The organism is Ensifer adhaerens, from assembly GCF_002007205.1.
Lineage (GTDB): Bacteria > Pseudomonadota > Alphaproteobacteria > Rhizobiales > Rhizobiaceae > Ensifer > Ensifer adhaerens_D.
The window spans coordinates 530,662-544,960 of sequence record NZ_LAZS01000005.1 but is presented as its reverse complement, the minus strand read 5'-3'; the positions used below and the strand labels follow the sequence as shown (position 1 = coordinate 544,960).

The 14,299-nt window shown below is 60.1% G+C and carries 19 protein-coding genes and 1 pseudogene; 3 read left to right on the top strand and 17 right to left on the bottom strand.

Going from position 1 to position 14,299, the window contains the following annotated elements; all coding sequences use genetic code 11:
* The first annotated feature begins 69 nt into the window (after positions 1–69).
* Both XB14_RS06460 and XB14_RS06455 read left to right on the top strand, forming a co-directional pair.
* Positions 70–459: a hypothetical protein gene (locus XB14_RS06460; RefSeq protein ID WP_077960824.1), complete on the top strand. Its 390-nt coding sequence runs from the start codon at positions 70–72 to the stop codon at positions 457–459.
* 557 nt (positions 460–1,016) lie between these two features.
* Positions 1,017–1,313 carry a hypothetical protein gene (locus tag XB14_RS06455; protein WP_143348259.1) on the top strand — a complete coding sequence of 99 codons (297 nt, stop codon included), beginning with the start codon at positions 1,017–1,019 and terminating at the stop codon, positions 1,311–1,313.
* 24 nt (positions 1,314–1,337) lie between these two features.
* Here XB14_RS06455 and XB14_RS06450 read toward each other — a convergent pair whose 3' ends face one another.
* On the bottom strand, positions 1,338–2,297 hold the full coding sequence (locus XB14_RS06450; RefSeq protein WP_143348258.1) for a hypothetical protein: 960 nt from the start codon (positions 2,295–2,297) through the stop codon (positions 1,338–1,340).
* 60 nt (positions 2,298–2,357) lie between these two features.
* On the opposite strand from XB14_RS06450, the gene XB14_RS06445 reads away from it, so the two are divergent.
* The gene (locus XB14_RS06445; protein WP_077960821.1) at positions 2,358–2,564 is read left to right on the top strand and encodes a hypothetical protein; all 207 of its coding nucleotides are present in this window, start codon (positions 2,358–2,360) and stop codon (positions 2,562–2,564) included.
* A gap of 220 nt (positions 2,565–2,784) precedes the next feature.
* On the opposite strand, the gene XB14_RS06440 is transcribed toward XB14_RS06445, so the two are convergent.
* From XB14_RS06440 to XB14_RS06370, 16 genes and pseudogenes are all read right to left on the bottom strand, one after another.
* On the bottom strand, positions 2,785–3,066 hold the full coding sequence (locus XB14_RS06440; protein ID WP_077960820.1) for a hypothetical protein: 282 nt from the start codon (positions 3,064–3,066) through the stop codon (positions 2,785–2,787).
* A gap of 123 nt (positions 3,067–3,189) precedes the next feature.
* Positions 3,190–4,344: an amidohydrolase gene (locus tag XB14_RS06435; protein ID WP_077960819.1), complete on the bottom strand. Its 1,155-nt coding sequence runs from the start codon at positions 4,342–4,344 to the stop codon at positions 3,190–3,192.
* Between the two features lie 457 nt (positions 4,345–4,801).
* Complete coding sequence (locus XB14_RS06430) at positions 4,802–5,209, bottom strand: DUF6258 family protein (RefSeq protein WP_077960818.1); 408 nt, start codon at positions 5,207–5,209, stop codon at positions 4,802–4,804.
* A gap of 1 nt (position 5,210) precedes the next feature.
* Positions 5,211–5,666, bottom strand: a complete 456-nt coding sequence (locus XB14_RS32545; RefSeq protein ID WP_143348257.1) for a hypothetical protein — start codon at positions 5,664–5,666, stop codon at positions 5,211–5,213.
* Between the two features lie 127 nt (positions 5,667–5,793).
* Positions 5,794–5,994: pseudogene (locus tag XB14_RS06425) on the bottom strand (portal protein); the annotation flags it as partial.
* Between the two features lie 13 nt (positions 5,995–6,007).
* Positions 6,008–6,406 carry a DUF6258 family protein gene (locus XB14_RS06420; RefSeq protein ID WP_077960816.1) on the bottom strand — a complete coding sequence of 133 codons (399 nt, stop codon included), beginning with the start codon at positions 6,404–6,406 and terminating at the stop codon, positions 6,008–6,010.
* Position 6,407: 1 nt separating this feature from the next.
* On the bottom strand, positions 6,408–7,076 hold the full coding sequence (locus XB14_RS06415; protein ID WP_077960815.1) for a hypothetical protein: 669 nt from the start codon (positions 7,074–7,076) through the stop codon (positions 6,408–6,410).
* A 139-nt stretch (positions 7,077–7,215) separates the two neighbouring features.
* Entirely contained in the window at positions 7,216–7,422 is a 207-nt protein-coding gene (locus XB14_RS33515) for a hypothetical protein (RefSeq protein ID WP_077960814.1), read from the bottom strand.
* Between the two features lie 265 nt (positions 7,423–7,687).
* Positions 7,688–8,089 (bottom strand): DUF6258 family protein, encoded by a 402-nt coding sequence (locus XB14_RS06405; RefSeq protein ID WP_234803984.1) that lies wholly within the window; start codon positions 8,087–8,089, stop codon positions 7,688–7,690.
* A 7-nt stretch (positions 8,090–8,096) separates the two neighbouring features.
* Positions 8,097–8,504 (bottom strand): hypothetical protein, encoded by a 408-nt coding sequence (locus XB14_RS06400; protein WP_077960813.1) that lies wholly within the window; start codon positions 8,502–8,504, stop codon positions 8,097–8,099.
* A gap of 152 nt (positions 8,505–8,656) precedes the next feature.
* On the bottom strand, positions 8,657–9,316 hold the full coding sequence (locus XB14_RS06395) for a hypothetical protein (RefSeq protein WP_077960812.1): 660 nt from the start codon (positions 9,314–9,316) through the stop codon (positions 8,657–8,659).
* Positions 9,313–9,708 (bottom strand): hypothetical protein, encoded by a 396-nt coding sequence (locus XB14_RS06390; protein ID WP_077960811.1) that lies wholly within the window; start codon positions 9,706–9,708, stop codon positions 9,313–9,315. Before XB14_RS06390 ends, XB14_RS06395 begins: the two co-directional genes overlap by 4 nt.
* A complete protein-coding gene (locus tag XB14_RS06385; RefSeq protein ID WP_077960810.1) occupies positions 9,690–10,079 on the bottom strand; it encodes a hypothetical protein in 390 nt (129 codons plus the stop codon). The genes XB14_RS06390 and XB14_RS06385 overlap by 19 nt, the downstream gene beginning before the upstream one ends.
* A gap of 101 nt (positions 10,080–10,180) precedes the next feature.
* On the bottom strand, positions 10,181–10,852 hold the full coding sequence (locus XB14_RS06380) for a hypothetical protein (protein WP_077960809.1): 672 nt from the start codon (positions 10,850–10,852) through the stop codon (positions 10,181–10,183).
* The gene (locus XB14_RS06375) at positions 10,849–12,906 is read right to left on the bottom strand and encodes a portal protein (protein ID WP_077960808.1); all 2,058 of its coding nucleotides are present in this window, start codon (positions 12,904–12,906) and stop codon (positions 10,849–10,851) included. The genes XB14_RS06380 and XB14_RS06375 overlap by 4 nt, the downstream gene beginning before the upstream one ends.
* Positions 12,907–13,027: 121 nt before the next feature.
* Positions 13,028–14,200: a hypothetical protein gene (locus XB14_RS06370; protein ID WP_077960807.1), complete on the bottom strand. Its 1,173-nt coding sequence runs from the start codon at positions 14,198–14,200 to the stop codon at positions 13,028–13,030.
* Between the last annotated feature and the right edge of the window lie 99 nt (positions 14,201–14,299).

Genomic DNA, 14,299 nt, shown 5'->3' with positions numbered 1-14,299 from the left:
AGATGGCCGCACAGTCACCGATACGCGCTCACCTGTTGAATGAGGAACCCCGTGAGAAGATTATCGCGCTTGATACTTTCCGCCCTGCTTCTCGCTGCGACGGCCTCGCCGGTCACGGCGATCGGACAGTCGGGAGAGCCGCGTGTCCTCGTCAAGGCCTTCCTGCTCAAGGCCGACAAGACCTTCGATCACGCGACCGGTTGGTGCGGCTACGACAGTCTCTGCACTCTCACGGTCGGCGATTACGAGGTTGGGTTAGGTTTCTTCATGGGGAATAGGAGCTACCGCTTGCGTGTTGCATCCTGGGATGGCGACAAACCCTGTTGCTTCTTCGCGAATGGAAGCGACGAGACCTCCGTTGGAAGCGTTCGACCGCACGCCGAAGTACTCTACTACAGGACTAACTCCGGTCGCCTGAAACTCGGCACGCTCTACATCGCGCTCGAAAGCCTGAAATAGCGGTTCATTCCCTCCATTTGTCGAGCGCGGTCTTGAAGGAAACGGGTCGCGTCCGCCACGGGGTCATGCTGGATGGAGGCTCTTCGCAGGGCCTGGACTCTGGTTCCTGCCTGTTCTCAGGGGCTGACTTGAGGGTAACTGGCAACGGCCGCGGCGCATTGTTCCAGGGCGCATCCTCGCAGCTCTTCGGTGACTGCGGTTCGTTCCTGTAGGGACCCTCGTAGAAGCTCTGGTATTCCTTCTCGTCCAGCTGTTCCTGCAACGGCTCCGGAACCGGGCTTCGCTCGGCCCGGAAAAATGAAATCATCCAAGGCATTGTCCTTCGAAATGGTCGTTGCAGGCCGCGAATTCCTCGCGTTTCCGCGCGCAACGCCGGCCAGTCTGAATTGACTTGCGGCTCGCGGAGCGCGCCGATCGTAGATGGGATTGATTCTGCTTTTGTTCCGCGCTACCAATGTACGAAGCACGATGGTGAACGCCACTTTACCGCGCGCCGAAGCTATGTTTGCCGTCGCCGTCTTGCCGGTGGCAGTTTGACGTCTTGGGGGACTTTGAGCATGAAGAAAGTCGGAGTTGCCTTGGATGCCATCGTCGGGATCGTCCTCAACATACTCGATTTAATCGTTCTCGGCTTTCTTCTGCATCGTGTGGCACGTGTGGTCGTTCCACTGTTCAGCTTCGGGCGGGTGCAGGTCGAGGATATCTATGCCTCCGGCAGCGGCTTCAACTGGCTGGGCCTGAAGCGCCAGGACAATGGCCGCCTCCTCCTGAACTCCGACATGAGCATGGTCGCAGCCGCGCTGTTCTGGGTTCTGTGCCTGGTCGCTTACCTCGCCGTCACCCGCGGAATTTAGCGAAGAGGAACTGACGCCCTGGGATTATTCACGCCATCGGCCTTGCGCCTCTCGCAGTGAGGACCGGCCGGGAAATAGGTTCTCCCAGAAGCCACGACCGTTGGGCTGTGCTTCATTGGCAGATGTTTCTGGGACAGGCGGTTCTGGCAGTCGGGAGGTTCGTGACGTCGATACCGACTTCGGACCTGTCTTCGAAGCACTTGGGTCGCCTTGGTACGCCTCCTTCCAGAACTTCGGGTTCTGGTTGTAGATGGCATGGGCGTCACCCCATTCGTTGCCGAACTCCTGCGCAATCCTGTCGGCGTAGGCTTTGGGCAGATCTCTGGCTTGAGCGGTCGCGGCCTTCTCTTGCCGTGGTCTATCCAGCCTCCAGCCACCAACCGCGTCATCTCCCGAATAGCCCCAATAGCCGGGATAGTCCCGCTCGGCTGGTGTCATGACCCCGCGCGCCACGGACTCGGGAACCGGTCCGTCCAGATGAGAGCCTATCGCCTCACCGGCCTTGGCGCCGAGGTAGCGCCCTGCCCACTTGCCAAATTCACCCAAAGGAAGCCTGCTCCCCAGGACACCGCCCAGCCAGCCGCCAGCAAGGCCGCCCATCGTACCCCCGGGCCCGCCTTCGGCAACCTCAATCGCCTTTGGTTCATTGCGCCCATCGCTGCGTTCCCTGCCAAAGTTCGGCAAGCGGCGGCTCCCGTCTAGGCCGAAATCCCGCAGTGCCTGTAGCTTTGGCGTTTTCGGATCCTGTGAATAGGTGTCATAGGGTCGTCGATTTGATCTGATCATCCGGTTTTCTCCAAACGCCGCAGTCAGCGGCTTGCCCCGCCCCTTCGGCCAGATTGCGTTGTTGTTTCGATTAATTCCTGCATGGTGCTGTCCGAGCTTCAGCGCTCCAACGCGTTTGCGCCGGCAGACTCCGCCAGCGCCGGCTCGGTTCGCCACGTCGGCAATGTCCGGAATCTTTCCGGAACCAACCATGAACATATGGACAGATCGCTCTCAACGTGCAATTGTCGCACGTGATCGCGTCGCTCAGGTCATCCGATGTCCGAAAAATCCAAGAAGTTCGAATTCTTCCGCGCCGCAGTGGGCATTGCGCTTGTCCTGCTGGTCTCAAAAATCATCGATCATGCTCTTCCGGACTCGTCGTTCTGGGTTCAGGTAGCTGCCGGTCTTGCTGTGATAGTACCCCTCGGCCTTGCGCTTGATGCGGCATTGACCTTTGGCTACAAAAACTGGAATCGCCCATAACGGCTCCGTCCGCGAGACGACTGGACCGCGTGTGAGGTTCGCCCGTCGCGTTTTGTTCGCGCGAAGGAAAAGGCCGTGAAAATCAGAACTGGCCAAGGCGTTGGTGGCTTTGCCACCCAAAGCATGTCTACGTCACGACACCGGTAGGCAGGCGGCCTCTATCACCTGACTTCACCACGTCCGCAGCGGATCGCCCGCATGGGAGCCTGGTCGCACCGCCCTATTTTCCCGCCCGCCTGGTGCACTGGTTCTCCTGCTTGATGCAGGCGATCTCCGCCGTCGAGCATTCGGCAACGCCGTTGACGACCGCGCAATGCGAGCATTGATCGGTGAACTCGAGGCAATCCGGATTGGCCTTGATGAAGGCCTGCAGGCTGGCGTTTTCGGTCTGCTGCGTTTCGGGAACAGCGGCAGCGCCGGCCGTATCCGCCGCATGAGCGACGGTCATCCCCGCCATGGCAAGTGCCAGGCAAAGTGCGACGCAAAAGCTCGACTGCCTCATTCCCCTGCTCCTCCCCAGCGTAGACGCGAACGAGATCGCGCAACGGGCTCTCGGTCCGAAACTGCCCAATTTCAGAGGGTGCCGTCACAACCGCCGCCGAGCAAGCGGCTTCCGCCCTCGCCCTCACCCCAGTTCGTTACGGATCGCCCGCATGAAGACCTTGGCGCCGATGCCGATCAGGCCATCTGGAAAGTCATAGTCCGGATTGTGCAGCCGCGCGTGCGTCTCGCCGGCCCCGAGGAAGAACATCGCCGAGGGCGCAACCCGGCCGAAAAGCCCGAAATCCTCGGATCCCTTCATCGGCAGCACGCCCTCGCCGCGGTCGCGGCTGACGCCCTCCTCGTCCATGGCCCGCTCAAGCGCGCTTACCGCTGTTTGCGCATTGCTGCACTGGTGGAACACGTCCTCATAACCCACCTGAACTTTCAGCCCGGCAGCGCCGGCCTCGCTGGCAACCAGCGCCTCGGCGCGGGCAACCAGATCGGCCATACGCTCGTCGGTCAGTGTGCGGAGCGTCGCCCAGATCTCGCCATCGCCGGGACTGATGCCGAAGGCCGCCTCGCCAAGGCGGGCATGCGTCACCGTGACAAGCGTATAGTTCTCGTCGAGCGGCCCATTGTTACCCAGAGCCGTCAGGCCCGAAAGCAGAGAGGCCATGGCAAAGGTCGGAGCGATGCCGTCCTCCGGCGTCGAGGCATGCGCCGTCTTGCCGGAAAGCGAAATCCGCATGCCGCGCGAGGCGCAGTTGACCGGTCCGCTGCGTAGCGCCGCATGGCCAAAGCTCAATCCCGGGAAATTGTGCAGCGAGAACACGAGATCCGGCATTATCTCGGTAAATTTCGGATCGGCGAGTACGGCCGCGGCACCAGCGCCGTTTTCCTCCGCCGGCTGGAACATCAGGATCGCTCTGCCCTTGGCGGGCCGCTTCTGCGCCAGACCCTTGGCAAGCGCCATCAGGATCGTCATGTGCCCGTCATGGCCGCAGAGATGCCCCTTGCCCGTGATCTCAGAGCGGTGCGCGATCTCCGAGATCTCCTCGATCGGCAACCCGTCGAGCTCGGCCCGCACCATCACGGTCGGCCCCGGCTCTTGGCCCCGATAGATCGCCGCCACGCCATGCCCACCAAGGCCAGTGATGACCGCATCGGGCTTCGTTTCAGCGAGCGCCCTGACGATCGTTTCCGCCGTCTCGCGCTCCTCGCCCGACACCTCCGGCCGCCGGTGCAGCTCCTGCCTGAAGGCCGTCAACGCCTCGAGTTCACGGTCGATCAGAAACATGCATGCCCCTCCACTGCGCGTTTCCCTGCTCTTAGCAGGTCCTCTGCCGTGTCGCCAATCGCGCCGTCGCGCGTTTTAGCTTTCGCCCACCTTAGCTTTCGCCTACGCAGTCGCGAGACTTTCGATCATCCCCGGTATGAAGCGCAAGATATCTGACGGCCGACAGATATCGTCACACACGCATCGGCCAAAGGGGCCAGCGCAAATGCCGTCGGACCACTGACGGCATTTCCTCACATTCCAACTTGGCCGGCCATGATTTGCAGGATCAACCTTGATCCCTTTCCTCCCACCAGGAACAGCCAATGTCACTTGTCCCCGGCATTTCGCCGGCTACGGCAGCCCGAGCTTGTTTTCCCAATCGGCGTTCTTTTCATCGGCGCCTTCCTTCCAAAGCCGTTCACTTTGCGCTCTCCAGCTTTCAGTCAGGATCTGCACATACCGTTCTCGCTGCCGCCTAATCCCTGATTCGCGCGCCTTCTTCTCCCGGCTTCTCGATGGCTGCGGCTTTCGCCCGGATGGTCAGCTTGGGATTGCGAAAGATGACGTTGCCATCCTTCTGTTCGGCATAGCCGATGTCTATCTTCACAAGGAACCGCTCATCGCCCTCGGCAACGAACTCAATATCGCCAATTTCTCCGTTCGGAATCGGGCCTTGAGGGTCAAAGGATACATGATCGACTCCTTCAAACACGAGGAAACCGTCTTCCACATCCTCAGCGGAGTAAAAGTTCCAAGTCTCGGACCGACATCGAGAAATCAGGTCAATCTGGATCTTGACCTCGTCTTTCCAGCCGTCGAGTACGATCGCCTTGCAGGCGCGATCGCCGAGGTAGACGCTGCTCAAGAATTCGTCCGGCTTCATTTCACTTCCTCATTGGCCAATGCGCATCAGAGCTGGCCCAAGGCACGATGTTCCTACGGACATCAATTGATGGACCCTGGCCTTTCGTGTCCGGGCCCGTTCCCGGAAGATGACCATGTCCATGCGGAGTCGGGTCGTTTCGATGCCCTTGCGGGTTCAGTCTTTGATAGTTCGATCCATTCGGATAAAGCGTATGTGTGTCAACCGGATTTCGACCAGGAGCGGTACGTCCCCCCAGCGGCTCGATCAAGTTGTTGCCGCGGGTGTCGCCGATGTAGCGTTGGATGCGCCAGCCTGTGTTGCGGTCTGCAACGGGGGCTCGTTGAAGCTCTTCCAGCCGACGCTGCAAGCTGTCCCTTGCCTGCACGGAATAGGAGCCGTCGGCGGGTTCAAGGAATGTCTCTTGCGGGTTGAGGCGCTTTATCTCGCGCATGAGGCGGCCGATCTGCAGCCCCATCATTTCCTGAACAGGGTCTCTCGGCTGCGCACCGCGCCGCGTCGGCGGCCGAGCCTGGGCATACTCTGCTCCAGTCCAGCCGTCACTTCCGCCGCGCTGGTTCGAGAATGCGCATTTCAAGCAATGGATAGCCGAGCATGGAGAAGGATTCGCGCGCAAGGAACGGCATCGCCGTGTAGCCGACGGCGCCGCGCACATCGACGCCCTGGCCGACGCGGATCGGCTGGCCGAACTTCGGGTTCAGCACCGATTCCGGGTTCTGGATCACCCCTTCCTGCACGATCGGCTGCTGGTTGTTCTGCCAGTAGAGATTGTCGAGCGACGGACGCGCCCGCTGCCACCTAGTCCCTGATCCGCGCGCCTTCCTCGCCCGGCTTCTCGATCGCAACCGCCTTCGCTCGAATGGTCGCATTCACGGTGACGTATTGTCCGGCCTCATCGCAATGAGCGAGTTCGAGAATGATGGAAAAACGGTCGCCTTCATAGCCAAGGAACTTTATGGCTCCTATCTCGTCATTTGGTATTAAACCGGGTGGGTCAAAGGCAACGTGATCGACGCCTTCGAACACCAGAAAGCCATCTTGCACATCCTCGGCCGAATAGAAGTTCCATCTCTCGGATCGCTTTCGAGAGATCAAATCTATCTGGATCTTGACCTCATTTTTTAATCCGTCCAGCACGACAGCGTTGCAGCCGCGATCCCCCAGATAAAGTGTTTTAAAAAATTCGTCCGGCTTCATTTCACTTCCTTATCGGCCAATGCGCATCGGGGCTGTTCCAGGGCACTATGTTGCCGTCGAGATCAAGCGCGGGACCTTGCCTGTTTCGGCCGCTGCCCGTCCCCATGAGATGTCCATGCCCATGCGGTGTCGGATCATCAGGGTGCCCCTGCGGATTCAGTCTCTGATAGTTTGATCCATTCGGATAGAGGGTGTGCGTGTCAACCGGATTTGCGCCAGGAACAGTGCGGCCTCCCAGAGGCTCGAACATGATATTGCCTCTGCTGTCGCCAATGAAACGCTGGATCGGCCAGCCTGTACGACGATCGATGAGGTAAGCTCTTTGAAGCTCTTCCAACCGCTGCTGCAAGCTATCTCTCGCCTGCACAGAGTAGGAGCCGCCGGCGCGTTCCAGAAACGTCTCGTTTGGATTGAGCCGCTTTATCTCGCGCATCAGACGGCCGATCTGAAGCCCCATCATTTCCTGAACAGGGTCTCTCGGCTGCGCACCGCGCCGCGTCGGCGGCCGAGCCTGGGCATACTCTGCTCCAGTCCAGCCGTCACTTCCGCCGCGCTGGCCTCGGCGCGGCAGCCAGCTGTTCGCCTCCTCGCCAAAATCTCGAAGCTCCAGCGTGCCACCAAGCCCGATCGGCGCTTCATAAAAATCGTCGAAATTGCTAATGCGTCTCATCCCGGCATCCCTCCGATATGCGCTGTCGTCAGCGCCGTGCCGCCGGCCATTTCGGCCAGGTTCTGTTCGCGTTTCAGGTTGAGTTCGGCGTCGATCTGGTAGCGTTTGAGCGCGCCGTTCTGCTGGATCTCCGCAAGCTTCAGCTCGCGCTCATCTCCAGCTTGCGCCTGGCGTTTTCGCCGTCCATGCGCGCCTTCTCGTTCGCCAGCTGCATCTGCATCTGCAGTTGCTGCATGGCTGCGTCAGGCTGCTGCTGCGGCTGCGCCGCCTGCATCCGCCGCTGGATGTCCTCGGGAGTCGGCTTGGTGAAATAGAGGTCGGGCGATTTCAGCCCCGCCGCCTCCACTCCACCGTCTTGGCAATGCCGTTGTAGAGGTTGTCGGGCGAGACGTAGGGTTTGTCGGGCCCGAGCGTCGCTACAGCGCCGCGCGTCTTATAGACGCTCAAGGTCGCTGTAACGCTTTGAAGTGCTGGATGTTTTTGTCCTTAGATCCGCTGGGATTTAAGGAAACATGCAGTAGCCGTTTTTCCTGCAATTGCTGGATCAGCCGGAGCATCAGCATGTCGCGCTCGCGCGTTCCCGCGTCCACTGTTCGCGCAAACGGCCAAGCCTAGTCCCTGATCCGCGCACCTTCCTCGCCCGGCTTCTCGATCGCCACGGCTTTCGCTCGAATCGTCGTGCGAACGGTCGTGTATTTTGAGTCTTCATCACCGTGAGTAAGCTCGATCACCACAGTGAAGCGGTCGTCCTTGTAACCAAGGAATTCGATTTCACCGATGGCGTCGTTCGGGATCAAACCGGGTGGATCAAAGGAGACGTGATCGACGCCTTCAAACACGAGGAAGCCGTCATCAACGTCCTCATCCGTGTAGTAATCCCAGTGTTCTCCCCGGACCCGCGAAATGGAGTCGATCTGAATTTTCACCTCATCCTTCCAGCCATCAAGCACGATTGCCTTGCAGGCGCGATCACCCAGATAAATGCTCGTCAAGAATTCGTTCGGCTTCATCATTCTCATCTCATTGGCCAATGAGCATCGGGGCTGTTCCAGGCGCCTTGGCAATTCTTCTGACGGGAAGATCGAGGGCTATATAGGTCAGCAGAAACACGAAGGTCTGGGGCCCAAGAAGGCCAAAGATGACCACAATTTCGATTGTTTCAAAAAGAAGATTGACACTGTGCAGACCGTCGACAACGACGAAGTACCCGAGTGGCACGATCATCAAAACGACAGCTGCCAAGACGATATACAGAAGCCGTTTCCACAAGCGCCGGGCCGGAAGCGGCACGAAGGCGAATAGGTAGAGCGACGAAAACAGCAGGGCCGTGGTGAAGTCCAAATGGCGACCAAAGAACCAAGTAACAGTTGCCAGCATGGCGCCATAGTTCAACAAAACGCGGATCGTATTAACAACCATGTAGCGCATGACATACCTAGAAGTGACGTGTCGATCTTGCCGGGCTAAACTCTGGGAAGCACGTCGCCCTTTGCGTGGAAGCAAACTGTGGCATATCCACGTCCTCTACGCGAGTCGGCGGTAAAGACCCCCTCTGATTGCGCTAGGCTAGCACCCCGGTTTCATTTGCTCGCGCCCAGGCGGTTTTTCTTCGCCAGCAAGTGCCGAAGGCCCTGAACATCATTGGCTTCGCCCACGTGTTTATCCAAACTGCGCAACTGATTGTCGAGCTTGGCTGGCCACCAAGTCTCCTCGACCTCACCGAATGGTCCGATACCGCTGATCGCCTCGGTCACATTTTTCGTACACGTGAGAAATCCCCCGCCACCAATGTCGTCGATCCTCTTCTTAATCTCCGCTTCCTGCTCGGGCGTCGTGTTGAATTTGCGGACCGTTACATCCGGTCCGTCAGTCAACTGAAACCGCAAATAATCTTCGGGAGAGAATTCCGATCCGTAGAGAGCACGCCCGCTGCCCATCTCTCTATGCGTGTAATTGCCGGCAGGATCCCAGAGGACGGGGTCGTCGCCGTCGATGAAGACGCCAGTGTGCGTATTGTCGCCGAGGACGCTTGGATTGGTATTGGACATGACATAGGTCGCAGCCACCTCCACACCCTTGTCACTCCCGCGCTCCGTGCCCCATTTCGGCAATCGGCTGTTGGCCTCCTCGCCGAAGTCACGCAGTTCAAGCGCCGTCGTCGACCTTTGGCCTGTTTCGTACACATCGTCATCCGGCTCGACGCCAAAGGCGTCATAACCCCGCTTGTTGATTCTGATCATCCCGGCATCCCTCCAATATGCGCTGTACTCAGCGCCGCTCCGCCGGCCATTTCGGCCAGGTTCTGCTCGCGTTTCAGGTTGAGTTCGGCGTCGATCTGGTAGCGTTTGAGCGCGCCGTTCTGCTGGATCTCCGCAAGCTTCAGCTCGCGCTCCATCTCCAGCTTGCGCCTGGCGTTTTCGCCGTCCATGCGCGCCTTCTCGTTCGCCAGCTGCATCCGCATCTGCAGTTGCTGCATGGCTGCGTCAGGCAGTTGCTGCGGCTGCGCCGCCTGCATCCGCTTCTGGATGTCCTCGGGCGTCGGCTTGGTGAAATAGAGGTCGGGCGATTTCAGCCCCGCCGCCTCCACGGTCTTGGCGATGCCGTCGTCGATGGTTACGCGACCGCCGGACAAAACCGTCGCACAAGACGGCTTTCCAGGAACACATAGGTGAGTACGAAGACCAGGTAGTTGGGGCTGATCCAGCTATGCCGGGAATACAGAAACAGGCCCCGCACAAACGACTCGCTGTCAAAAGTGCCATCAGCCACGAATGTCCAATGGAACGCGCGCGCAGCGGTCGTCAAAAGCATGAAGACGGTGATCAGGAAGACACGGTTGCGAAGCGAGACTGTGTGAAGCGGGACGAATGCCACAAGAAAATAGGTCGTGGCATAGGGTGCCATATACCACTGGAAGAAACGCCCATAGAGTAGTTTCGCAACAAGCAGCATAACCGCATAGCAAACGAGAACGCGGACGGTATTCCATAGCGTGTATTGCATTGGTTCTCGGATCTGCTGTTGCGTAGGTGAACGTTGAGGCCAGCGATTTCTACTCTAGAGATTGCGGCGATTTTGCGCCACCCTGAGTTTAAGGCGGGGATTTACGGCTTCCTCAGCACGCGGCGCAAGCTTTCCAAGTCGGTGGCCTCTCCCACATGCCTGTTCAGACCGCGCAACTGCCGATCCAGGACAACCGGCCAGTCGGTCTTCTCCACCCCGCGAAAAGGACCAACGCCGCTGACTGCCTCGCTCACAGAAGTCGTGCAACCCGCCCATCCCCCGCTGCCAATCTCGTCCGCGCGCCGGATGATCTCAGCCTCCTCTTCGGGCGTCGTTGCAAATTTGCGCACGGTCACATTGGGGCCATCACGAAGCTGATACAGCAGATAGTCCTCAGGAGACACTTCCGGTCCATATAGAGCCCGCCCGCTGCCTATTTCTCTGCTCATGTAAGAACCTGACGGATCGTAGAGGAAACGCCCTTCAGGATCGCCATTGTCGGGGATGATAAAAAGCCCACTGTGCATGTTGTTGCCAAGCAGAGCTTGAATAGGCCAACCCGTCGGATTCGTATTGGACATGACATAGGTCGCAGCCACCTCCACGCCCTTGTCGCGCCCGTGTCCCGCCCCCCGGTTCGGCAATCGGCTGTTGGCCTCCTCGCCGAAATCCCGCAGTTCCAGCGCCGTCGTCGACCTTGGGCCTGTTTCGTACAGATCGTCATCCGGCTTGCCGCCAAAGGCGACGGAACCCCGCTTGTTAATTCTGATCATCCCGGCATCCCTCCTATATGCGCTGTGGTGAGCGCCGTGCCGCCGGCCATTTCGGCCAGGTTCTGCTCGCGTTTCAGGTTGAGTTCGGCGTCGATCTGGTAGCGTTTGAGCGCGCCGTTCTGCTGGATCTCCGCAAGCTTCAGCTCGCGCTCCATCTCCAGCTTGCGCCTGGCGTTTTCGCCGTCCATGCGCGCCTTCTCGTTCGCCAGTTGCATCTGCATCTGCAGTTGCTGCATGGCTGCATCCGGCTGTTGCTGCGGCTGCGCCGCCTGCATCCGCTTCTGGATGTCCTCGGGCGTCGGCTTGGTGAAATAGAGGTCGGGCGATTTCAGCCCCGCCGCCTCCACCGTCTTGGCAATGCCGTTGTAGAGATTGTCGGGCGAGACGTAAGGATTGTCGGGCCCGAGCGTCGTCAGCAGCTTTTCCTGCAATTGCTGGATCATCTGGATCATCAGCATGTCGCGCTCGCGCGTTCCCGCACCGAGCCCGGTGTTGACGGTCGCATCCATGCCGGCGTTCCAGTGGCGCGGGTCGAAGGTCACCCATTTGCCGCGCAGACGCACTGCCCGCGGCCGGTCCTGGTGCCTGATCGTGAGCCCGAGCAGCCCCTTGAACACGCGTCGCAGCCCTTGCGCAAAGGTGCGCACCATCAGCTCCGTCTGGCCGATGCCCGCCTGTTCGACGAGTGCGGTCGCCTTTGCCGTCATGTTCTGCAGCGCATCCGGCGCCATGCCGCTCGAAGCATCGGAAATCCCGGTACGATCGGTCGCCTCCTGGTCGAGATAGCCGAGCATGGAAAAGGATTCGCGCGCCACGAAGGGCACCGCCGTATAGCCGACGGCGCCGCGCACATCGACGCCCTGGCCGACGCGGATCGGCTGGCCGAACTTCGGGTTCAGCACCGATTCCGGGTTCTGGATAACCCCTTCCTGCACGATCGGCTGCTGGTTGTTCTGCCAGTAGAGATTGTCGAGCGTCTGGCGCAGAAGCACGGTCTTTACCCGCTGGATCTCCGCCATGTCGTCGGTGATCGCGTTGCCCTCGCGCTGGTGCGGCCGCCGCTCGGTGATGAGATCGGCAAAGGGCACCTCGTCCCATTCGGCGTCTTCGAGCAGGTTGTCGGCCCCGGTGCCGCCGGCAAAGACCAGGCGGCGGAGTTCCGCAATGCCGTCGTCGTCGGCATCCACCTTCACATAGAGCTCGTAGTAGTCGACCTCCTGCAGCGCCTTTGCCGTCTCCTCGCCGTCGCCGAAGATGCCGCGACGGCGGGCAAATTCCTCGTCCTCGCCGTCGGCATCGCCGGCAATAGCAAAGCCTTCGACCAGTTCACGGTCATAGCCCATGGCGATGAGATCGGAGCGCCGCATCCGCCGCTTGATGCCCGCAATCGGGCTGTCGTCGATCGAGATCGCATCCGGATGAACGAGGAATTCCTCGAGCGGCACGGCGGCAAGCCTGGTCGCACCGCGCTCGGCGGTGCGGCGGATCTTCACCGCAAAGACCGGCTGCTCGACAGGTCCGGTCGGCAGCTCGATCCGTTCGACCGATTGCGCCTGTTCCAGCACCTCGACCGTGTCGTCGGCGATGAGCTGCACCAGGGCGGCCTCATCGAGCCCGCTATGGGTCGAAACCTCGACGCTCTTTCTCTTCTCGTACCACCAGCGGATCACGCCGTTGCCGAGCTTCAGCGCGTCGTGGGCTGCGTCCTGCACGGCGTCATAGCCGTCGCTTTCGGGAAAGACGATGTAGTTGATGTAGTCGGTCGCCTGCTCGGCGCCCGCCTCGTCGCCCTGGTTGACCGGCTGGTATTCCACCACCTTGTCATTGCCGAGCACGGTGCGGATCAACGACGGCAGCACCTTCTTCACCGCCGCCCGCACGTCACGCGAAACCACCTTGGAGCGGTTCGCTTCCGCCGGCACGTCGGCCATCACGCCGTCATAATATTCCATTGCGCGCACGCGCGCGGCCGAAAGCTGGTCGCGATAATCCTCGCAATCCCTGACGAGCTGGCTCACGAGCTCCGTCAGTTCCGGTTTCGTCATCGCTGCCATCTGGAGAACCTTCCGATCGGTAAAGGCCCAGGCGGCTTTATCAGCAGCGCCCGGGCACAGCGCTTCACCATCAGCGCGTCGCGGCCGATGGTGAGACGTCACGTTGTTTTTGCTTGTGAAATCAGCTGATCTGGATCGTGCCGATCTTGTAGCGCACGCCCTCATCGGCGGTGATGACGACCGCGCTGTTGCCGAGGATCGTCTTGTAGTTCTGATCCTGGGAGTTCGGATCGAACACGCTGATATAGTGGTTGCTGTGATATTCGTTCATGGCGCCGCCGCCGGCGAGGCTCACCATGCGACGCCCGTTGCCCTCGAATTGCGGATTGGCGAGCGTATCCGACACGCAGTAGCAGAAGCCAGGCGCCTGCAGGCCGGTGTAGCCGAACAGAACCCATTTCTGTGTGGGCACGTGGTAGCGGATGCTCTGGGCCATGCGGCCGTTCTGGTCATACATGGTGTAGGGGTTGTAGCCCGCCACCTTGAAGAAGATCTTCGGCTGCTGCGGCGCGATGTTGCCCTGGTAGTATTGGTGGTTCACCGTCTCCCACTGGTTGGCGTTGTTGTAGAACTGCCAGCCGACCGACGCGTCGAGGTTCGACGTTCGGATGATGGTGAAGCCGTTGTCAAGCAGCGTGGTGTTGCCCGGCAGATTGCGGACCTCGATGAAGGCATAATAGTAGTTGCCCTCCTGCACGATGTTCGACGGATGCAGGAAGCCATAGGCCGTGTCGATGGACTGGTAGGACCATGGTTCGGGGATCAGCACGCAGCGCACATTGTGATGGTTCTGGCCGAAATCCCCGGGATTGGGGACTGTCCAGGCCTGACCGTCATTGGTCGAGCGCACATAGCCGATGCCGTTGACCCAGCGGGTATTGAAGCCGTGGGCGTGGGAATTGAAGCCTTTGACCCCGCCGATCGTCGTCGACGATTGATAGAATTCGTGGTGGGTCAGGCCGACGACCAGAGAGCCGCGCGCGAACGGTGACACGACCCAGTGGCGGTTGGCATAGTGCCCTTCAACGGTGTCGCGCGGCGAGTTCCAGTGCCGGCCGGCATTCCAGTTGGTCCAGGTGTGGCCGTTGTGCCAATCGGAGAGGACGTTGTAGCGATACCCTTCGGAATGGCCGGTGATGAAGGTCGGCGTTCCATTGGCGTCGCGCCACGGATGCAAGGGTCCGTCCACCCACAGGCCATAGGGCGTGTTGCCGCCGACATAGCCGTGCCACTGGTTCGTGCTGAAATCCATGCACGTCGTGTTGCCCGACGTGGTAACAACGCTGGTAACCATTGAATTCTCCTGACGTTGAATGCGGAAGTGCACCGGGTCCATCCGCGGAGCCGGGATCTTGTGCCAAAGCGACCGGCCCTCATGTGCCGAGGCGTGGGA